16 protein-coding genes, 2 tRNA genes and 2 pseudogenes are annotated in these 20,487 nt (G+C 50.1%); 9 read left to right on the top strand and 11 right to left on the bottom strand.

Translation table 11 applies throughout. The features are described 5' to 3' along the window. Nucleotides 1-95: 95 nt before the first annotated feature. Nucleotides 96-1,019: a Sll0314/Alr1548 family TPR repeat-containing protein gene (locus tag NDA02_RS15585; protein WP_190793564.1), complete on the top strand. Its 924-nt coding sequence runs from the start codon at nt 96-98 to the stop codon at nt 1,017-1,019. 181 nt (nt 1,020-1,200) lie between these two features. Here NDA02_RS15585 and NDA02_RS15580 read toward each other — a convergent pair whose 3' ends face one another. Continuing rightward, nucleotides 1,201-1,905, bottom strand: coding sequence for a hypothetical protein (locus NDA02_RS15580; RefSeq protein WP_348255250.1), 705 nt, complete (start codon nt 1,903-1,905; stop codon nt 1,201-1,203). A 451-nt stretch (nt 1,906-2,356) separates the two neighbouring features. Here NDA02_RS15580 and petC point away from each other — a divergent pair, with 451 nt between their 5' ends. The 3 genes from petC to NDA02_RS15565 all read left to right on the top strand — a co-directional run bounded on the left by petC (nt 2,357) and on the right by NDA02_RS15565 (nt 5,390). Next, nucleotides 2,357-2,899, top strand: a complete 543-nt coding sequence (gene petC / locus NDA02_RS15575; protein WP_348255248.1) for a cytochrome b6-f complex iron-sulfur subunit — start codon at nt 2,357-2,359, stop codon at nt 2,897-2,899. A 54-nt stretch (nt 2,900-2,953) separates the two neighbouring features. Then, nucleotides 2,954-3,943: a cytochrome f gene (petA, locus tag NDA02_RS15570; protein ID WP_348255247.1), complete on the top strand. Its 990-nt coding sequence runs from the start codon at nt 2,954-2,956 to the stop codon at nt 3,941-3,943. Nucleotides 3,944-4,334: 391 nt separating this feature from the next. Further along, the gene (locus tag NDA02_RS15565; RefSeq protein WP_348249710.1) at nt 4,335-5,390 is read left to right on the top strand and encodes a pentapeptide repeat-containing protein; all 1,056 of its coding nucleotides are present in this window, start codon (nt 4,335-4,337) and stop codon (nt 5,388-5,390) included. Nucleotides 5,391-5,545: 155 nt separating this feature from the next. On the opposite strand, the gene NDA02_RS15560 is transcribed toward NDA02_RS15565, so the two are convergent. From NDA02_RS15560 to NDA02_RS15545, 4 genes are all read right to left on the bottom strand, one after another. After that, entirely contained in the window at nt 5,546-5,812 is a 267-nt protein-coding gene (locus NDA02_RS15560; RefSeq protein WP_190793559.1) for a YggT family protein, read from the bottom strand. Between the two features lie 450 nt (nt 5,813-6,262). Then, nucleotides 6,263-7,450, bottom strand: a complete 1,188-nt coding sequence (locus NDA02_RS15555; protein ID WP_348255245.1) for an FAD-binding oxidoreductase — start codon at nt 7,448-7,450, stop codon at nt 6,263-6,265. A 216-nt stretch (nt 7,451-7,666) separates the two neighbouring features. Continuing rightward, complete coding sequence (locus tag NDA02_RS15550) at nt 7,667-9,244, bottom strand: NAD(P)H-quinone oxidoreductase subunit 4 (RefSeq protein WP_348255302.1); 1,578 nt, start codon at nt 9,242-9,244, stop codon at nt 7,667-7,669. A gap of 483 nt (nt 9,245-9,727) precedes the next feature. After that, nucleotides 9,728-11,824, bottom strand: a complete 2,097-nt coding sequence (locus NDA02_RS15545; protein ID WP_348249859.1) for an NAD(P)H-quinone oxidoreductase subunit 5 — start codon at nt 11,822-11,824, stop codon at nt 9,728-9,730. Between the two features lie 751 nt (nt 11,825-12,575). Between NDA02_RS15545 and NDA02_RS15540 the strand changes: the two genes are divergently transcribed. The 3 genes from NDA02_RS15540 (at nt 12,576) to cysW (ending at nt 15,465) form a co-directional block, all read left to right on the top strand. Then, complete coding sequence (locus NDA02_RS15540) at nt 12,576-13,634, top strand: sulfate ABC transporter substrate-binding protein (protein WP_190791530.1); 1,059 nt, start codon at nt 12,576-12,578, stop codon at nt 13,632-13,634. Nucleotides 13,635-13,742: 108 nt separating this feature from the next. Further along, on the top strand, nt 13,743-14,594 hold the full coding sequence (cysT, locus tag NDA02_RS15535) for a sulfate ABC transporter permease subunit CysT (protein ID WP_190791531.1): 852 nt from the start codon (nt 13,743-13,745) through the stop codon (nt 14,592-14,594). Nucleotides 14,595-14,601: 7 nt separating this feature from the next. After that, a complete protein-coding gene (cysW, locus tag NDA02_RS15530; protein ID WP_190791539.1) occupies nt 14,602-15,465 on the top strand; it encodes a sulfate ABC transporter permease subunit CysW in 864 nt (287 codons plus the stop codon). A 252-nt stretch (nt 15,466-15,717) separates the two neighbouring features. Here cysW and NDA02_RS15525 read toward each other — a convergent pair whose 3' ends face one another. The 4 genes and pseudogenes from NDA02_RS15525 to NDA02_RS15510 all read right to left on the bottom strand — a co-directional run bounded on the left by NDA02_RS15525 (nt 15,718) and on the right by NDA02_RS15510 (nt 17,817). Then, nucleotides 15,718-16,047: a hypothetical protein gene (locus tag NDA02_RS15525; RefSeq protein WP_190791532.1), complete on the bottom strand. Its 330-nt coding sequence runs from the start codon at nt 16,045-16,047 to the stop codon at nt 15,718-15,720. Between the two features lie 565 nt (nt 16,048-16,612). After that, nucleotides 16,613-16,684 (bottom strand) — tRNA-Gly (locus NDA02_RS15520). A 371-nt stretch (nt 16,685-17,055) separates the two neighbouring features. After that, nucleotides 17,056-17,127, bottom strand: a pseudogene (locus tag NDA02_RS15515) (DNA-binding response regulator); the annotation flags it as partial. Between the two features lie 279 nt (nt 17,128-17,406). After that, nucleotides 17,407-17,817 (bottom strand): CorA family divalent cation transporter, encoded by a 411-nt coding sequence (locus NDA02_RS15510; RefSeq protein WP_277879281.1) that lies wholly within the window; start codon nt 17,815-17,817, stop codon nt 17,407-17,409. Between the two features lie 122 nt (nt 17,818-17,939). On the opposite strand from NDA02_RS15510, the gene NDA02_RS15505 reads away from it, so the two are divergent. Then, nucleotides 17,940-18,374 carry a transposase family protein gene (locus NDA02_RS15505; protein ID WP_190794774.1) on the top strand — a complete coding sequence of 145 codons (435 nt, stop codon included), beginning with the start codon at nt 17,940-17,942 and terminating at the stop codon, nt 18,372-18,374. Then, nucleotides 18,371-18,583, top strand: coding sequence for a hypothetical protein (locus tag NDA02_RS15500; protein ID WP_190794775.1), 213 nt, complete (start codon nt 18,371-18,373; stop codon nt 18,581-18,583). Before NDA02_RS15505 ends, NDA02_RS15500 begins: the two co-directional genes overlap by 4 nt. 260 nt (nt 18,584-18,843) lie before the next feature. On the opposite strand, the pseudogene NDA02_RS15495 reads toward NDA02_RS15500, so the two are convergent. Both NDA02_RS15495 and NDA02_RS15490 read right to left on the bottom strand, forming a co-directional pair. After that, nucleotides 18,844-19,160: pseudogene (locus NDA02_RS15495) on the bottom strand (IS5 family transposase); the annotation flags it as partial. Nucleotides 19,161-19,547: 387 nt separating this feature from the next. Continuing rightward, nucleotides 19,548-19,620, bottom strand: a tRNA-Met gene (locus NDA02_RS15490). Nucleotides 19,621-20,487 lie beyond the last annotated feature (867 nt).

Raw genomic sequence — 20,487 nt, 5'->3', positions numbered from 1 at the left:
AAACGCTTCAATTCGGGGTGATTTGACCTTTTCCGTCCTTTCTTTTCTTAGTCCTCTTTAGTCCTCACTAACGTTTAGACCTACGGTGATTCGCTATGTCATTCTCCTTCCGAGCCAAACCTTCCCGATGGCGGCAGGTCACAGCAGCAGTCGCAGGTACACTGACGCTCACGCTTACAAGCTGGATTAGTCCCGCTCAGGCAGATCCTTTCCGTACTGCAAACCCGCATGAGGTGGGCGATCGAACAGAAGCCGCTTTCCGGTCACTGTTTGAGCAAGGCAACTACCAGCAGGCAGCGCAGCTTTTGCAAAACGCAGAACCGAATGAGCCGCTTGCCTATGCGATGAAAGCTTCCCTTGCTTATATTGATCAGGACTGGGAAGTGATGGGCGACAACGCTCGACTGACCCGCGAAACTGCAGAACGGCTCGTTCAGGCTGATCCCCTACGGGGCAATCTCTATATTGCAACAGGTTTATTTCTGGAAGGGGCGCACAGCCTCTCGACTCAGGGCACGGTACGGGCAACGCCACAGGTTTTGACAAGACTTCAGCAGGTCTTTCGGCATCTAGGCGAAGCAGAGGAGATTAATCCCAACGACCCAGAACTCAATTTGCTCAAAGGCTATATGGATCTAATGCTGGCAGTGAATCTGCCGTTTGCCAATCCAGAGCAGGCAATCGAGCGACTGCAAACCCGTGCTGCACCTCAGTATCTCGCTCAGCGGGGGATTGCGATCGCCTATCGAGATCTGGATAAGCCTGCTGAGGCTCTCGCCGCCGTAGATGCTGCCCTTCAGCAAACGCCCAACAATCCCGAACTGCTCTACCTCAAAGCGCAAATTTTGAGAAAGCAGGGTAACGGACAGGAAAGCATTCGTCTTTTCCGGCAGGCGTTAGCAAAACAGGCACAGTTGCCGCCTAACCTGGTGCGCCAGATTGCCTGGGAACAGTGCCGCACGATTAATCAGGTTCGTAACCGAAATCGTGACTGTTCGCGGGTGACGACGGGCGAGTAGAGCAAAGGAATTGCAAAATCTGAAAAGCAGGTTGGATACAGCGCCAACCCAGCATCTTTATCTCACCTGCTTTTTCATGCCTTTTCGCGTTCTTCAACACTTTCAGGAAGTCGGAGCAGGACTCTCCAGCAGACTCACCAGTATTCGTTCCGGTATCTACCCCTATTCCTGCTCCACCCCATTAATAAAGAGCAGGGATTGAAGGAGGAGCAGTGACTGTTCCAGTACCCGTTCCCGTCGTATCTACCTCTGCGTCGATGGTTGTCCCCGTACCTGTGTTGATGCCCGTGCCTGTTGTTGTATCGATCGCAGCGCCCGGAAGCGGAATTTCTTGACCACTGGGAATAAAGCTGGGCAAAAAGTCGCGGGGACGATCGCTGGAGGCAATGCAGTTCACCATCGCTTCATCGGTAGACAAGGCAGAAATCCCGCTCCGCAGCCCCACGACACAGCTAGAGAAGCGAACGGGCAGCAAACTCCGGCGACAGTTGTCCAACACATTGGTTAAAACGGTGCCTTCACTACTGCCGTCGCTGATACTGATGACGCAGGTTGCCAGGTCATTTGGGCGACGCACTCGCCGACAATTTGACAGTGCATCATTTGCTGTGATCGTCGTATCTCCACTAATTCGGCTCACACATTCACCCAGCGAGCGGGGAAACAAAGCGGCTGCGCAGGCGGCTGCCACGTCAGTTGATGCAAGCTGCAAGCCAGACAGGGCATTGACACAGACTTCGTAGTCTCTAGGTCTGTCTCCGAGGGGCGTGGTGCGATACTCCTGGGTAACTGAACCCGCAGGCAGCGAAAAAGCGACCAGTCCGGCAACGGTGAGCGGGAGAGCGCTGAGCCGCAAAAAGGGCGATCGAATTGTGTAATAACGCATCGTAAATCTTGTGAGCGATAGATGAGCAGTAAAAGTAAGCAGTTGATCTAAGCAGTCGTATGAGTGAAGCAGTCGTATGAGTGAGAAGAATAGATCTCTGGCAAAGTTATTTTACTGAATTCGCCTGCCTTCCGCGCACTCCCAAAGGTTTCTCCCTGGCGGCAGAGGTCTAAACCCTGAATCTCTCCTATCTTGCTCACCTTATCATTAAGCAAAGTAAGGTTAAGTTGTAAAATACAAGGGGAGTGCGAAAGTGCTGCGATCGATTGGCTGTACAATCAGCAACACAAGCATTTTTCTTTGCCTCACCGTCATTAGATAAGCTTACTTTCTGTATCTGCGGGATGAGAGTGCCGCTATAAAAAACGCAGAAAAGATACAGAACTTAACGCAAATCTGCTGATTCATCCCCTGACCAACTCGCTAACCGTTTAACTCGATCGAAATAATCATGGCTCAAATCTCTGGAACCCCCGATGTCCCCGATATGGGGCGACGACAATTCATGAACCTGCTGACTTTCGGTGCAGTGACCGGAACAGCTCTGGGCGCACTTTATCCGGTGGTCAAATACTTTATCCCGGTGTCGAGCGGTGGTGCAGGTGGAGGAGTCACCGCAAAAGACGCGCTGGGTAACGATGTCACCGCTAAAAATTTTCTGGCAACCCATAAGCCCGGAGAGCGTGCTCTGGCACAAGGCTTGAAAGGCGACCCGACTTACATTGTGGTTGAAGATGCAGAGACGATCGCCAGCTATGGACTCAACGCCGTCTGTACACACCTGGGCTGCGTAGTTCCCTGGAATGCCAGCGAAAACAAATTCATCTGCCCCTGCCACGGTTCGCAGTACAACAACGAAGGGAAAGTCGTCCGCGGTCCGGCTCCGCTGTCTCTGGCACTTGTTCATGCAGACGTGAACGAAGACGACAAAGTGGTCTTTACTCAGTGGACGGAAACCGACTTCCGCACGGGCGAAAAACCCTGGTGGTCATAGGGCACGGAATCTGGCCTTAATTCGATCAAATCTGATATTCAACCCCTGTTACTCATGAAATTAGCTTTCTGGTCAACGCGATTTTCTCAGGGCAAGCAAGCCATTCTGAAAGGTTCTCTGGCACTGCTAGCGACCCTGACTCTGTTCTTTGGCAGCGATCTGCTCATTCCTCGTGCGGCGGCTGCCTATCCTTTCTGGGCGCAGCAAAACTACGAAACGCCCCGTGAAGCGACTGGACGTATCGTGTGTGCCAACTGCCACCTGGCAGCGAAGCCTGTGGACGTGGAAGTGCCCCAGGCAGTTCTGCCTGACACCGTATTTAAAGCGGTGGTCAAAATTCCTTATGATCTCAGCGCGCAGCAGGTGCAGGGCAACGGCGAACTAGGCGGACTGAACGTGGGTGCAGTGCTGATGCTGCCCGAAGGATTCAAGATTGCGCCGGAAGACCGAATTCCCGAAGAAATGAAGGAAGAAGTCGGTCCGGGCTATCTGTTCCAGCCCTATAGCGAAATCCAGGACAATGTCGTGCTGGTGGGTCCGCTGCCGGGCGATCAGTATCAGGAAATTGTTTTCCCGGTGCTTTCTCCTGATCCGGCGCAGGATAAGTCGGTTCATTTTGGTAAATACTCGGTTCACTTAGGCGGCAATCGTGGACGCGGACAGGTTTACCCTACAGGCGAAAAGAGCAATAACAATGTCTTCAATGCTTCGGTTGCAGGCACGATCGCCCAAATCACCAAAACCGACGACAACGGCTACTCGATCGCCATCCAGTCCGAAGACGGTAACACGGTGACGGAAACGATTCCGGCAGGTCCGCAGCTCATGGTCTCTGAGGGCGATCAGGTGGTTGCAGGATCGGCTCTGACTAATAACCCCAACGTGGGCGGCTTTGGTCAACAAGATGCAGAAATCGTGCTGCAAAGCCCCAATCGCGTCAAGGGATTGATAGCATTCCTGGCAGCCGTCACGCTGTCACAAATTATGTTGGTGCTGAAGAAGAAGCAAATTGAGCGCGTGCAGGCGGCTGAAATGAACTTCTAATCGCGGCAGAGCGCTCTGGCTGTATAGGGAACCTATTCTACAGAACCGGATAACAGCCAACTTCATTATGTGAGTCATCACGTTAATTAGGGTACTTCCTGTCGGGAGTCCCTTTTTTGTTGCTGTAGTGAGATACAACAGCGCACCAACGAGGAAAACTGAATTGAGGAAAGCAATGGCTCAGGGTGCGCCGAGAGGCGTTGCAAAGCAGTTCCCCTATAGGGCAATCGTGCAAGTTTCTAATTCCTGACAGGGCACATTAAGGACAAGACAGAAGTAAACCTTCAGTTTGTCCTTTACTAGCCGAGGGCATAAGCGCAACGAACCTTGCGGTATCTGCAAAGCAACACGCAGCAGTTTCAGACGGCGGATGCAGGAAAAACACACCTTCATGGCAAATCAAGAGCATCTGATGCGGCTCAGGCAAGGAGTTGCAGTTTGGAACCACTGGCGACGGCAACATTCGGCAACGTTTCCTGACCTCAGCCGGGTCAGTTTGCATCAGATGGATTTGCGCGAGGTCAGTTTGCACCAGGCAAATTTACGCGATGTGGTGCTGAACGCTGCCGATTTCTCAATGGCAAACCTGCGACAAGCCGACTTGAGGCGATCGGATCTTCAGGAAGCCATTTTCTACACTGCGAACCTGGAAGAAGCTGACCTGCGCGAAGCCAACTTAGTCGGAGCTGACCTGCGCGAAGCTAACCTGCATGGAGCCGATTTGAGATCGATTAACGGTTCGGCAGCTTCGCTTTCGATGGCAAATTTGCGGCGATCGAATCTGCGGGAGGCACTGTTGTTGAAGACAAATCTGAGCTACGCCAACCTTTCCCATGCAGACTGCTGTTTAGGCAATTTTCGAGGAGCAAATTTGACTGAAGCAGATCTTACTGCTGCCAGACTTTATACTGCTGATTTAAGTCAGGCAATTCTCACCAAAGCCCGTCTACGACAAGCTGATTTACGAGAAGCCATCTGCGATCGAGCCACCCTGCAAAATGCTGACCTGCGCGAAGCCAACCTCAGCATGGCAGTTTTGTCGGGTGCTGACCTCTCCAGCGCGACCCTATATCGAGCGCGGCTAACTCGATCAAACTTGAGCCATGCGAATCTCACTTTGGCAAATTTGAGCGATGCCCGTTTCTGGCGCTCGGACCTAAACCAATCGAATTTGTCGGGCGCAAATTTATATCAAGCGTTGCTAGTGCAGGTAAATTTTCAAAACGCAATTCTACACGAAGCAACCCTGTGCGAAGCCAATTTGACCCAGGCTGATCTGAGCCATGCTGATTTGAAACGAGCCAATTTGTCAGGGGCAAATCTCACCGGAGCCAATCTCAGCCATGCCAATCTTGCTCAGGCAGACCTGCGACAAACTCACCTTTGGGGAGCCAATTTGTCAGGGGCAGATTTAACGGGGACTGCTCTACCTGAAGGAATGATTTAACTGAGAGATTTAGCTGAGAGACACTTGTTTGCTGTGAAATGACTCGTGTTGGGCGTGCGATAGCAACACCAACAAAAGTTAATGCCGATAAAAATGCCAATAAAAAAGAGGGGGTTGAGATGCCCCCTTTGTTGTAGTGATTCAGGCTTAAACCCTTAAAGCGAGGCAGCAACCGCCTGCGTAAAGAGTGAGGACAGAACTTGCAGCAGCAGCAGTGCCAGAATCGGTGAGAAGTCCATGCCGCCGAGCGGGGGAATAATCGATCGAAACAGATTGAGATAAGGGTCGGTGAGTTGACTCAGAATTGCCCAAGGCTGATTGTACCAGTCAATATTGGGGAACCAGCTCAGCAAAATCCGAATGAACAGCAAAGCAGTGTAAATGCCGATAAAGGTCTGTAAGGCTTGCAAAAGGAGGTACATACAAACTGCCCTTGGGTGTCAAAATCCTCTACGGACTTAGAATAGCTTTAAACCCAGTTTAGCGAATATCTGTGCTTCGGTCTTTGAATCAGAAGCAGGAAATTCACGGTTTGCTTCAGAGGGATCAATAGACCTGCTTTAGGCTTGCTTTAGACCTGCTTTAGGCTTGCTTTAGACCTGCTTTAAAAATTGGTTTCATTCCTGGTTGCGAGTGCGATCGCGATCATCATGTCTCCTGCATGAATGCTCCTGCACAAATGCTTGCCCTCACCCTAAATCCCTCTCCCGCCTGTTTACTGTTTGGAGGCAAGGGACTTTGGATCTCATTAACGATCTGACGATTTATTGTCTTGCTTCCCTTTGCCCACCTGTTTAGGGTGGCTGGGAGAAAGGGCTGGGGAATGAGTGGCTCTTCTTTCAAACAGTCTGTCCGCCAGAAGCGATCGACATTTAAAATCGAGCTGGAGAAAGCTGAAGCAGCAGAGGATCGGGCTGTCCGGCAGCGTGGTAGGCAAAGCGACGGGCAAGGGGCGGCAGAATGGCAAACGGATTGCCAAAGCCTGAAAAAACATGAATTCCGGCTCGATCAGGAACTGCACCTACTAGAGGAAGCCGATCGCAGCTAAATGCCACCGGGCAACTGCGCCATTGTCCGGGCTGATCCTTCAATGCAGGCATCAGACGACCAATCGCCGATCGCATTGCTTGTTCCCCACCTAACGCTTCGGTTGGGGTCAGGGGATTGCTGAGAACGCGGCTGATTTGTCCAAAGCGGATGCGCCCGTCGCGAAACTGCACGATTCCAGCATCAAGAATGGCAGGGGTAATTTCCTGATCGGGTTCATTCCAAAGCGAGTCTACTGCTCCGGCAGCTGCCTCTAGCTCAAATCGCTTTAGCTCCGCAGGCATGACAAGCGACTGCAAGCGTACTTCTCCAGGCGGCAGTTCGATGAGTTCGGCGATCGTGGCATAAAGGCGAACTGCCAGACCTGCTTTGCGAAACAGCGATCGGCTCAACCCTCCAGCACAAACCACCACGTTCTCACCAACATAGTGGCTTGTCTCAGTCTGAACTCCCTGGTAACGGGAGAGATCAGCTTCAGATTGCCAGAATCCTGTCACCTGCTCATAGCAAATCTCGCCGCCCAAGCGCAGAAACGCCTGCTGATAGGCCCGAACGATTGTTTCTGGAGAAACGTGCCCATGCTTCACAACTAGCGCGGCGGCAATGGCATCAGGATTAAGCAGAGGCTCCAGCTCACAGGCAATCACAGAATCAACCAGGGTTGGGACGACATCCATTTTGCTGTAGGCTGAGGCGACAGCTTGCGGATCGCGATCGGGGTCGATCGTCAGCAGCAAATCTACTTCGCGGTATTCGGTATCGCCGTCTAGCTCGGCAGATAGGGTGCGGTGCAGTTCAAGTCCTTCCTGGCAAAGCTGGCGCATCAAGGGCGTTGTGCCCGACCAGTAAGCAATACCGCCATAGCTGCACTGGGTCGCATTATGGGTTGTAGGAGAACTGGCTGTGGCAGACTGTTCTAGCATCAAAACGCGATATCCTGCCCGCGCCAGCTCATATCCCAGCGCAGAACCCGCCAGCCCACTGCCCACTACCAGCCAGTCGTAAGTTTTCATAGCGATTCGTCCTGGAGTCTGTTTCGCAATTTGTTCGGCGATCGAATATTAAAACTCTATAAAAACTTCGAGGAAACTCCAAGTCTTTAAAACCCCTTAAGAATGGGTGTGCATTTAACCAAAAACTCTTAAACCAAAAATTCTTCAGGCAAAAATTCTTCAAAAACAAAGGGGACATTACTGCCCCCAGAGTCAATCGGTTTGATTTTGCAAGATTTATTCGATCGCCGGAGCAGTCGCAGGCTGAAGGGCAATTGGCTTCGATCGCGTTTGCTGTTCTGCCATTGTCGCTAACGAATTTTGCAGCGTTGCTGTAACCGCCAGCGTTTTCGCATCGTAGACCTGGGTGATCAGCTTCGGATATAAGCCAATCCCGATGATCGGAATCAGCAGACTGGCAATGATAAACACTTCTCGCGGTTCTGCATCAATCAGAGCTTCGTGAGATACCAGCTCTTTGTTTTCGGGACCAAAGAAGATTTCGCGCAGCATCGACAGTAGATAAATCGGAGTCAGGATCACGCCGACCGCAGCCAGGGTAATCACAATCACCTTAAAGGTCATGCTGTAGGCATCGCTGGTTGCAAATCCCACAAACACCATGATTTCTGCAACAAAGCCGCTCATGCCGGGCAACGCCAACGACGCGAGCGAACAAGCCGTGAACATGGCGAAAATCCTGGGCATCTTTTGACCAACCCCGCCCATCTCGTCCAGGATCAGGGTGTGAGTACGATCGTAGGTTGCTCCCACCAGGAAGAATAGACTTGCCCCGATTAGACCGTGGGACACCATTTGCAGCATCGCGCCGCTTAAGCCCAGGTCAGTAAAAGAAGAAATCCCGATCAGCACAAAGCCCATGTGAGAGATCGAGGAGTAGGCAATCTTGCGCTTCAGGTTGCGCTGAGCAAACGAAGTCAGTGCTGCATAGATGATATTAACGATGCCCAGGATAATCAGAATCGGCGCAAAGTAAACGTGAGCATCGGGCAGCATTTCCACATTCATCCGAACCAGCGCGTATCCACCCATTTTCAGCAGAATGCCTGCCAGCAGCATGTGGACTGGGGCAGTCGCTTCACCATGCGCGTCCGGCAGCCAGGTATGCAGCGGGAAGATCGGCAGCTTCACTGCGTAGGCAATCAGGAACCCGCTATAAACCAAGAGCTGGAAGTTGAGCGGGTAATCCTTTTGCATGAGCGATCGCATATCAAACGTGACTGTATCGCCGTAAAACGCCATTGCCAGCGCACAGACGAGAATGAACAGCGAACCGCCTGCGGTATACAGGATGAACTTGGTCGCTGCGTAAAGGCGTTTCTTGCCGCCCCAGATCGATAGCAGCAAGTAAACCGGAATCAGCTCAAGCTCCCACATTAGGAAAAACACCAGCATATCCTGCACAGCAAACACGCCAATCTGTCCGCCGTACATCGCCAGCATCAGGAAGTAGAAAAATTTGGGCTTCAGCGTGACGGGCCACGATGCCAGGATCGCCAGCGTGGTAATAAATCCGGTTAGCAAAATCAGCGGCATCGAAATTCCGTCTGCGCCCACGGACCAGCGCAAATCAAGCGCAGGAACCCAGGAGTAGCTTTCCACAAGCTGCATTCCCGGATTCGAGGGGTCGTACTGGGTATAAAAGGCATACACCAGGATCACAAAGTCGATCAAGCCGACGATCAGGGCATACCAGCGCACTGTTTTACCGTCTTTATCCGGGATGAACAGGATAAACAGGGAAGCAACAATGGGTAGAAGAATTGAGGTGGTTAGCCAGGGGAAGTTCTCGATAGTCATGGCGTTTTGTGATGAGTGCTTGAGGAATGAGGTGTTCTCTTCCCGTCACAAGCTCATTGTTGTGGGTTTACAGAAAATTGTCAGTCTGGAAAACGGAAGATTTTACATTTCTTGAGAGTGTGAACTTTGGAGAAGGGTTAGAGAAGCCGAAACCGCCCTCCAGCCCCAATTTTGGGGGAAACTGAGCCTTTAAAAGCTAAAAGCCTTCTTTATATAACCAGAATGTTTGGTGGCTCAAAGCGCCTTAGAATCGGGGGATTTAAGAGGCAAGGATAGGAGCTAAAACGCGGCTCAAACCCTTGCTGAACCCGATCGAAAAAGGGAAACAGCATAGACAATCCTGCAACCGTTCTACCCTGCTTCCCCCAGAAACTGCTGATTTTTAAGGTTGAATTAATTGAAAGCCAAATAATTTCAAGGATTCGGGCAGGTTAGGAAAAATAGATTCACTCAACCTGCCCAATGAAATCTAAGCGATCAGGTGACACCGGAGACCAGCACCAATCCCAGCACTGCACCAAACACAATCAGCGCGTAGAACTGCACTCGACCATTTTCCAGGTATTTCAGGGCTTCCCCAGTAACCAAGGTGACAAAGCCAGTCAAGTTAACCAGACCATCTACGATTCGTACATCCACTTCCAGCACTTGCCGTGCCAGACGACGACTGCCCTGCACAAACAGCACATCATACAGGTCGTCGAAGTACCACTTGTTCAGGGACAGGTTGTAGAGCGGCTTGATCTTCTCAGCGATCGTCCCTGGATCAATCTTGCGGCTCAGATACATGAGCGATGCTAGCGTAATCCCGATCAGCGCGATGCCCACCGAGCTACCCGCCATAATCAGGAATTCGGTTAGATCGAACTCAGATGCCATTTCTGCGGTAGCGGTAAGCTGCTCTGCCATCACCCCATGACCGGGATGGATGAACTCCTCAAAGTAGTTCGCAAAGGGAGTGCCTACCAGACCGATCAGCACAGAGGGAATCGCCAGTGCCATCAGCGGCAAGGTCATTGTAATTGGCGATTCGTGGGGTTCACTATGGTGATGTTCGTCGCCCGTGTGCGCCTCATGGTCTTCCCCTTCAGCAGACAGTTCGAGTTCCTGAGAGTTCATTGCGCCAGGACCGATCGACAGACCAAGACGCTGGAGCTGCTCTAGCTTAAGCTGCTGCTTGATCGCAGAATTCGTACCCCGGAATTCGCCTTCAAAAGTGCTGAAGTACATCCGGAACATGTAAAATGCCGTGATTCCAGCCGTTGCCCAGCCAATGCTCCACAGAATTGGGCTGACTTCAAAGGTGGAACCCAGAATTTCATCCTTTGACCAGAACCCAGCAAACGGGGGAATTCCAGAGATCGCCAGCGTACCGAGCAAGAAGGTAATTGCTGTAATGGGCATATACTTCCGCAGACCGCCCATCAGCCGCATATCTTGCGCATAGACTGGATCGTGACCGACTACGCCTTCCATCCCATGAATGACGGAACCCGAACCAAGGAACAGCATCGCCTTAAAGTAAGCGTGGGTCATCAGGTGGAATAGCCCTGCTCCATACGCGCCCACGCCCATTGCCATCACCATGTAGCCCAACTGGGACATCGTGGAATAGGCAAGACCCTTCTTGATGTCGTTTTGGGTAATGGCGATCGAGGCTCCCAGGAAGGCAGTAAAGGCTCCTGTCCAGGCAATAACGTTCATTGCGCTGGGGATGTTTTCAAACACCGGATACATCCGGGCAATCAGAAATACACCTGCTGCCACCATCGTTGCAGCATGAATCAGCGCGGAAATGGGCGTTGGACCTTCCATTGCGTCCGGTAGCCAGACGTGGAGGGGAAACTGAGCTGACTTCGCCACAGGTCCCAGGAACACCAGCACCGCAAACAAGCCTGCCAGTGCCATGCTGATTGCGCCCGACTCGACGAGCTGGGTCAGGCGATCGCCCATCAAATCAAACTCAAACGTATTCGTTGCCCAGTACAAACCGAGAATGCCGAGCAGCAGCCCAAAGTCGCCGACCCGGTTAGTTACAAAAGCTTTTTGACAGGCATCTGCGGCTGCTTTGCGGTCATACCAGAAGCCAATCAGCAGGTAGGAACACATCCCCACCAGTTCCCAGAAAATATAGACTTGCAGCAGGTTCGGACTAACGACCAAACCCAGCATTGAAGAACTAAATAGACTCAGATACGCATAAAAGCGGACATAACCGGGGTCATGAGCCATGTAACCATCGGTGTAGATCATCACGAAGAAGGCAACCGTCGTGACGATTACCAGCATCATCGCTGTAATGTGATCAATGGTGTAGCCCATACTCAGGTGGAAGTCACCTGCCGCCGCCCATTCAAAAATCTGGGTATAGGGGGCGTGTCCTTGAATTTGGCTCCACAGCAGCGCGAACGAGAAAAACATTGCAGCTCCCGTCAGCGACACAATAAACGTGGAGCTTAGACTGCGAAGCTTGCTGACTGTTTCGCCATAAGAAATCAAACCCAAACCCAGCACCATCGCCCCTGCTACGGGCAGAAAGGGGATTAGCCAGGCATATTCATACATCGGTTCCATGACTCACGCCCACTCCAAAAAGCAATTCAATTGAGTTGGCAAAACCGTTTACATTGTGACACAGACAAGTCACCCTGATTCTTGAACAAAGGAAAACAGATAGGAATTTGTGCCTATTACCTACTCTCAAGCAGGCAGGAGGATTAATCTGTTGTCAAAGGAACAGTCGCCTACAAGCTTAATTGTTCTTCAAGATTACGTCGAACGTCACTTGGTAGAAATCACCCGATCGCGTCAATCCTTCGATCGACCGAGGTGAAGTCGTATATAAAGGTACCCAAAGACGGAGCGTGAACAGAAGTCAGAACAGAGGTCATCAGACGATCGGTAGACGAGGCTAAGCAAAACCTGGTTCAGGATTACACGATTAACGGTTCAAAGCAGTGCCATTTCAGGTCGAAATCCTGTGCGTTTGCCCCCAGGCTAAGGTAGTCTCATATTAATTCCGGTAATTCGGTCGGGATTATTGGGTTTAAGATTGTTTGAGAGGCTGTTTGACCAGTAATCTATAGACAGTGATGTTTGTGAGCTGTCTCCCTAGTCCCCAATTTTGGATAAAACTGAGCTTTTTCCTGGATTCAAAGCTGCCGAAGTTAGGGAATCGAGGGGGTAAGGGGAAACAGAGGATATTGGGCAGGTAACCTAGGTCGTTGGTTCTTAGGTCATTGGTCATTCGTTATAGCATTTGATTTTGTCTCGCCGATTTTGTTTTTGAGCTGTTGATTCTTGAGTTGTTGGGGTTGAGTTTTTCATGGTTGGGTCTGGCTACCAATTTTTTAGAGGTCGATCGCTTAAAAGGTTAATCGCAGGGTTTTTGTTGGGGATCAGCTTATCGATTTCGATCGTGGCTTGCAGTTCGGTAGGAAGTTCCCGTTCCCAGGTTGAGCTAACGCTGGTTTCCTTTGCAGTGACGCGATCGGCATACGAAAGCATCCTGCCCCTATTTGCGGCAAAGTGGAAGGTAGAGCATCAGCAGGACGTGGTCTTTAATCAGAGCTATGGTGGGTCGGGCGCGCAGGCACGGGCTATGGTGGATGGCTTAGATGCCGATATTGTCAATCTCGCCCTCGCACTGGATATGAAGCGAATTGAGAAAGCCGGACTGCTTCAGGCGGGTTGGGATCAGCGGATTCCGCATGGGGCGATCGTCACGCACTCTGTTGTGGATCTGGTGACTCGCGAGGGCAATCCTAAAAACATTCAGGGTTGGGCGGATCTGGCGCGAGAAGATGTGCGCGTGGTGACGGCAAACCCCAAGACTTCCGGCGGGGCACGCTGGAACTTTATGGCACTCTGGGGCGCAGTGACGCAGCGAGAGGGCAATGATATGCAGGCGTTAGACTACACGAAGCGCGTTTACAGCAATGCGCCAGTACTCCCTAGAGACGCACGGGAAGCCAGCGACGCTTTCTTTCAGCAGGGACAGGGCGATGTGCTGCTGAATTATGAAAATGAAGTGATTTTGGCACGGAAAAACGGCATGGATCTGCCTTCGGTGCTGCCGACCGATATCAATGTCTCGATCGATAATCCGATCGCTGTTGTGGATACCAATGTAGATAAGCACGGAACTCGTGCCGTCGCGGAAGCATTTGTGCAGTTTTTGTTTACACCAGAAGCACAGCGAGAATTTGCCAAAGCCGGATTTCGTCCAGTCGATCAGCAGATTGCTCAGGAGTTTGCAGCGCAGTATCCCAAAGTTAATAACCTATTCACGGTGAAAGAGCTAGGGGGCTGGGGTCAGGTGCAAGCCAAGTTCTTTGATGACGGAGCAGTGTTTGACCAGATTCAAGCCAGCCTTCGAGGGTAGCTTAATGTTCTTTGCAATGTAGATCCTCAAACATTGCTCCAACAATCTCCCAGCCCCGACACCTAAACCCTCATTTATTATCGATATCCAATCTCGGAGTTTTAGCGGATGACTTCTACGTCTCAATCGCCGGTGAGCCGCCCGGAACGTTCTGGTAAATTCTCACTGCCATCGCTGCCCTGGCGCGTCACTATCCTGTATCTCGCGGTGATGCTGCTGTTGCCGATCGTTGCCTTGTTTATGAAGGCAAGCAGCCTCAGCCTGTCCAAAATCTGGCAGATTGCCACTGATCCAGTCGCGCTGTCTGCTTATGATGTGACCTTTACGACTTCCCTGGCGGCGGCAGGCGTTAACGGAATTGCAGGAGTGATTATTGCCTGGGTGCTGGTGCGCTACGAGTTTCCTGGCAAGCGATTTTTAGATGCGGCGATCGATCTGCCCTTTGCCCTACCTACATCAGTGGCAGGTTTAACGCTGGCAACGGTGTATAGCGATAACGGCTGGCTTGGCTCACTGCTGGCTCCGTTTGGAATCAAGATTGCTTTTACACGGCTCGGCGTGTTTGTTGCCATGCTGTTTATTTCGCTGCCGTTTGTGGTGCGAACCGTACAGCCCGTTTTACAAGAAACCGAAATCGACGTGGAAGAAGCTGCCTGGTCGCTGGGGGCTTCCCCGAATCAGACCTTCTGGCGCGTGGTGCTGCCGCCGCTCCTGCCTGCGATTTTAACGGGCGTTGCGTTGGGGTTTGCCAGAGCGGTTGGAGAATATGGATCGGTCGTGATTGTGTCCTCCAACATTCCGTTTAAAGATCTGATCGCACCCGTTTTGATCTTTCAACGGCTGGAGCAGTACGACTACACGGGGGCAACGGTGATTGGTCTGGTCATGCTACTAGTTTCGCTGACGATGCTGCTGGCAATTAATCTTTTACAGGCTTGGGGACGACGCTATGGCTCATAACACTGGGATGACGGTCGATCGATCGAATCAAAAACTTAAAGCTGCAAACCAAGTAGGCTCGGGTGCCTGGGTGAAATGGGGGCTGATTGGCTTCGTGGTGGTTTATCTGGGCTTGATTCTCTTTATCCCTGCCCTGAACGTTTTTGTGCAGGCCTGTAGTGGCGGCATCGCTGGATTTCTGCATACCTTTAATGAGCGCGAGTTTCAGAATGCCGTGAAGCTCACGCTGATCATTGCAGCGATTGTCGTCCCGGTAAACACCATCTTTGGACTCTGTGCCGCCTGGGTGATTGCCCGCAATCGCTTTCCAGGTCGAACGCTGCTCCTGAGTATTCTAGACTTGCCCTTCTCGATCTCCCCAGTGGTCGCGGGTTTGATGATCGTGCTGCTTTACGGACGGCAGGGCTGGTTTGGTCCAATGCTGCAAGCAATCGATCTCAAGGTGATTTTTGCACTCCCCGGCATGATTTTGGCAACCTCGTTTGTATCGCTACCGTTTGTGGCGCGGGAAGTGATCCCGGTTCTAGAAGAAGTTGGACCAGAGCAGGAAGAAGCGGCGAAAACCCTGGGCGCGAAAGACTGGCAAATTTTTTGGCGCGTCACCCTGCCTAATGTGCGCTGGGGTTTGATTTACGGAATTATCCTAACCAATGCGCGGGCGATGGGCGAGTTTGGAGCCGTCTCCGTTGTATCAGGCAATATTCTGGGCAAGACACAAACAATGCCGCTCTTTGTTGAAGAGGCATATAAGCAATACAACACCCAGTCTGCCTACACTGCTGCAACGCTGCTGGCTTGTCTGGCGATCGTCACGCTGATTGTGAAGGAAATTGTGGAGCGCAGAACGGGAATCAAAAAAGGAGCAGGCTGATTTTTGTAAGCACCAGCTTTTATGACTTCCAGCGTCAGTACACTGTAGCTTTATCCTGGAGCTTCAGCAGATCCTCCACCTTTGCAAATTGACGATCGCACGCTTCCTGCAATTGATCGAGATCCTCGACTTTCTGCAGGAAGTTTTGCGATTCAGTTCTGCCCCTGCTCAGTCATTGGCATCCGCAGCGTGAGTGCCATTTTCATGTTGACGATCGGGGTTCGCAGTAGATGGGAAATGATGCTGAAAAAATTATCGTTGAGCCAGTTGGGCTGACCGAATACTCCTCGTATGCCGCCGCAGTTCCAGGATGAAGCGATCGACTGCAAACTTAGAAATTCCTTGCTCAATCAGTCTTTGCATTAAGCGGCTGAGCATTGCATCGGTGATCTGCTCGACATTAATTCCTGATTGAGGATGTGTGAGTCGGTTCCAATATTGCTGGGCTTCCCCTTCCGGGTTGCTCTCAATTCGCTGATTGTAATAATTAGCTATCGCTTGATTGCAGGCAGCTCTCCAGCAGTTCCAATACTCGATGACAGCTGTGAACGAGAACGGCGAGCGTTGAACGACGTGGGACATAAACTCTATACCTGAAGTTAGAGGGCATGAACTTCGATTTAGTATAGAGGTCAATACGATCGGGATTACTGAATTGTTACGGAACGATTTAACTCTGATTCACACTAATTTATACTCAAAAATTCGTAATTACAGAAATTATATTCAAAGATTTATGTTCAGAAGAGAATTTCAATTTCCCGCATTGCTACCCTAGAACTTCTCTAGAACGGGTTCACTAGGGTTAGTAATATCCAGGTGTTGAGGTAAAGCTTTTTATTCCAGACACTCTAATTCCAGTGTCCATTAAACCTTTATTTGTCCAGTTTAAACATTTACTGTCCTAAATCCCTAAAGGCTAAATCATGCGTGGGGCAAGCATTTTGCCTTAAAAGCTGGCAGAAGCTAGTCCTACTGAATTTAAACAAATAATTGCCAACATCTGTCCATTAAACCTCTATTTGTCCAAATTTAAACATTTACTGTCTAACCCTCCATATCACTAAAACCCATGTAGAAAGAGGGTTTCAAGCCTAATGTAAGCTCTTTGTTCTTTTTATAAGATTAAACCAGTAATTGCCATCTAAGCGGGTGATGGGACTCGAACCCACGACGTTCACCTTGGGAAGGTGACATTCTACCACTGAATTACACCCGCGCGACCGATTAAAATCGTGTTATTTAGCATAGCGTATTTTAGACCAATCGATCGATTATTCCGTGACTGAACTGGCTTAATCAAGTTACTCTTTGGGCATTGGTTGTGTTACAAAAAACGGTCTCTGGCAAGGCAAACAAGCCCAGCTTTGCCTTCTCCCCCTCCGATGTCTACTCATGCTCTATCTCTAGTCGTCTATTCTGTTCGTCAATTAAAGTCAAAGGCGTATGGTAATACTGGTATCGCGCTGTCGCCCTTCTTTATCCCAAACCAAATCCCAAACCAACGTTAAACTACTAATGTTTAAATGCCTATGGGTTAGATAGCAACTGCTGGTCAATAAGACTTTTTTGAATGGCGATGACTGCTGGTTAGCTACGATCGCGTACGTCCAATTTCTGCAAAATGGCATGAACGTGGACTCGTACTGTTCCGGGTGCAATGAGTTTGTTTGCCCTCAATGTTTAATGTTGCCAAAACATTTTTCTGATTCAAGCTAAAAATTGTGATTCCTCGTTCAGACAGGCGTTGCTTCTGTTCCGTCACGTTCATTGCAGCATGTTACGACGGGTTGCGGATTTGTCGCTCACGTTTGAATCCCTCCTGCTCCTCCTACTTCCGCTTCAGGTACGGTTGCTGTAAAGTTTGGCGATCGCTCCGATGGATAGCCCCATTCGCATTACCATCTTCAGAAACACCAGTTTTCAAGCGCATTTTGTAGTTTATTGTAGTAATTTTTTTGCACCGGAACTTCGATGCTTGTTACTCGCTTTAACCGTGGATAAACTGCTAAACCAACCCTTACCCCAGAAGAAGAAGACCATCCTCACAGCAACACTCAACATAAAAGCTAGAGTCGCTGGATACCCCCAATACCAGTTCAACTCTGGCATATTCCAGGGAGATTCCTCGGTGTTGAAGTTCATTCCATAGATCCCAATGATAAAGGTTAGAGGAATAAAGATGCTGGAAATCACGGTCAACGTTTTCATGATTTCGTTCAACGGTTGCTGACAGGAGATAGGTAAACATTCATCATGCTGGACGCTAAACTCCCGATAGGTTTCGAGCATATCCAGGATTTGAATGCTGTGGTCATAACTGGAGTTTAGACTAAGCGAAGGGTGGAACAGCTAAAAAAGAGCAGCCAAAATAAAAGACCTCCTGCACGAATGGGAGGAAATGTGCCAGTTAGGAACAAAGGCTTGCAAAAGGGGTAGGCGCATGGCAGAACTGAGCACAAGGAGGAATTGCCATGCCTTACCAAGAATTGCAAAGCCTGTCTGCTGGAGAGTTTAAGCGATTGTGTGGCGTGAGTCGGGAAACCTTTGGCGAGATGGTCGAGGTGTTACGCCCCCACCTGGAACGCCAGGGACAACGAGGCGGACAAAACAAACTGAGCGTTGAAGACCAATTGCTGGTGACATTGGAATATTGGCGGAAATATCGCAGCCAGTTTCACATCGGTACGAGTTGGGGACTGCATGAAACCACAGTCGGACGCATTATCCGGAAAGTGGAAGACATCCTGGTCAAGTGCGGTCAGTTTCGCCTGCCCAGCCAACAGCAGTTGTACAAGCCCGGATGGGAATGGAAAGTGTTGATGGGGGATGTGGGCGAAGTTGAAATTGAACGCCCGAAAAAAAACAGAAACGTTACTACAGTGGCAAGCAAAAGTGCCATACGCTGAAGGCGCAACTGCTAGTGGAGTTTGATAACGGGCAAGTGATTGCTACCGCAACCGCCGAGGGCAAGATGCATGACTTCAAGCTGCTGAAACGAAGCCGACTGCCCTTTGTGCCATCGCAGTTATGTTTAGCTGACCGAGGTATCAGGGGTTTGCTAAGCGTCATGCTGGGGCTTGTACTCCCACGAAGAAACCGCGCAACCAACCGTTAGCTGAGGACGAGAAGCAGCACAACCCTTGCATTAGCAAGACTGCGGGTGAGGGTGGAGCATATCATTCGTCGCTTCAAGATCTTTCGCATCTTCTCAGGACGCTACCGCAACCGAAGACGGCGGTTTGGCTTGCGCTTGAACTTGATTGCGGGACTACTCAACCACGAACTGGCACATTCTTGCTGATTCATGCAGGAGGTCTATTGTAGACCCCCCAAATTGAACGATATTACCCCCTATCTAACCCTTCGACTGCTATGAGGGGTTCCCAGTCCATCGACAAAGGTATGTAGTTTACTACTAAACCCACCACGACTGCGCCCTAGCGCTTGCATTTGCTGCCCTCCCCTTTTGCCCCGGCTGCACAGGCGTGAGCACGTAAAATCGTGCTATCAAGCAGCAGGTTTTCTAAGTCCAGTTCTATAAGCAAGCGCTGGTAAAGCTGTTGCCAAATGCCGCGACGACTCCAACGGTCGAAGCGCTTGAACACACTGTTCCAGTTGCCATAGCTTGACGGCAGCATTCGCCATTGTGCCCCACTTCGATCAATTCACAAAACAGCTTCCATGAAGCGGCGACATTGCGCTTCGTTTCCGATATAAATGCCCGGTTGATACCGCAACAGCTCAAGCAGTTTGTGCTAAAGTTCGTTGCTCAGTAGAGTCGGAGTTGACATCGCCTTTTAGCTTATTCAGCCCAACTTCACACAATGTTCAACACGACCTAGGACCAATGGTTTTGGATCTAGGATTACTTGAGCTTTAGATCTAAAACCATCTGTCGTGCGACAACCTGCATGACTTTTTCCTTAGTACTTTTACACCCAAGTGTAAACTATTTTTAGTTCACCAGTACTATTTTTACACCAGTTTTACACCAGTTTTTCGCCCAAATTCCCCTCTTTTACCTCAAAAAATTTCAGGGAGATCACCATAACAACCTCCCTAAAACGCTTTATCCTTGATGGCTCAGGCGGGATTTGAACCTGCGACCTTGGGCTTATGAGTCCCCTGCTCTAACCACTGAGCTACTGAGCCTAGCAATAGTTTCAAATGAAGAAAACTTTCATAGTCATTTATCGTCACTCAAAACCAATGTTTTTCATTATAACCATTTTGCTTCTCACTTGGCAAGGGCAGAACTTAGGAGGTCAACAATTCTCACTTTGGCGATTCAGCTAGTAATGCAATGTTCTAGGCCCGTGAAAACAGCTTAAGGGGTGACAGTAAAGCTAAAATACCCACTAGAAGTCATTTTTAGCGATCGAGCATCCACTAAAAATGAGCATTCTCTTTTATGTTCTCAAGTGCTTTCCTATTACTGAAAGCGCGGGAAATGAAAGCCTCTGAATTTGGACTTACTTTTTTACGACTACCTGAATAGCAATTTTGGCTTGAAGCCAAGTGCTTGAAGCAGTTACCCAATGAGCTTTTTAAACTGATTTTCACCCCTAAGAATAAAATGTCCTATTCAACATAGGCATAAATGAAAAACATTAAAGGCATTGCATAATGAGAATATGAAATGAGGGTACAACTCATGCAATAGACCTCTTGCATAGATCAAATGGCAAGTGCAATCTCAAAGTTGAGAATGCCTGCGAGAAGACGAGCTCTGCGGGTAAAGTGCTACCGACAATCGCGATAGGACCTATCAAGACGCGGAACCGCTTAAGTCGATGTGCCCGTCCCTCAATAAATCATACGTCTATTCAGCAACACGGCATTAAACAAGGAATAAGATACTAAAATTCCTTCCCTACTGAAGCAGCAGAAAAGGAACATTATCGAAAATTACCCTGGCATCGAGCTATTGTTGCAGGAAGCAACCCTCCAACTATCGTCGCCGTTTCAGCGTTTCACACCTGAGTTCGGGATGGGTCAGGGTGGGTCCACCGTACCATA

It is taken from the genome of Leptolyngbya sp. ST-U4, from assembly GCF_039962215.1.
GTDB lineage: Bacteria > Cyanobacteriota > Cyanobacteriia > Elainellales > Elainellaceae > Leptolyngbya_A.
This window is presented reverse-complemented; position numbering and strand designations above follow the sequence as displayed.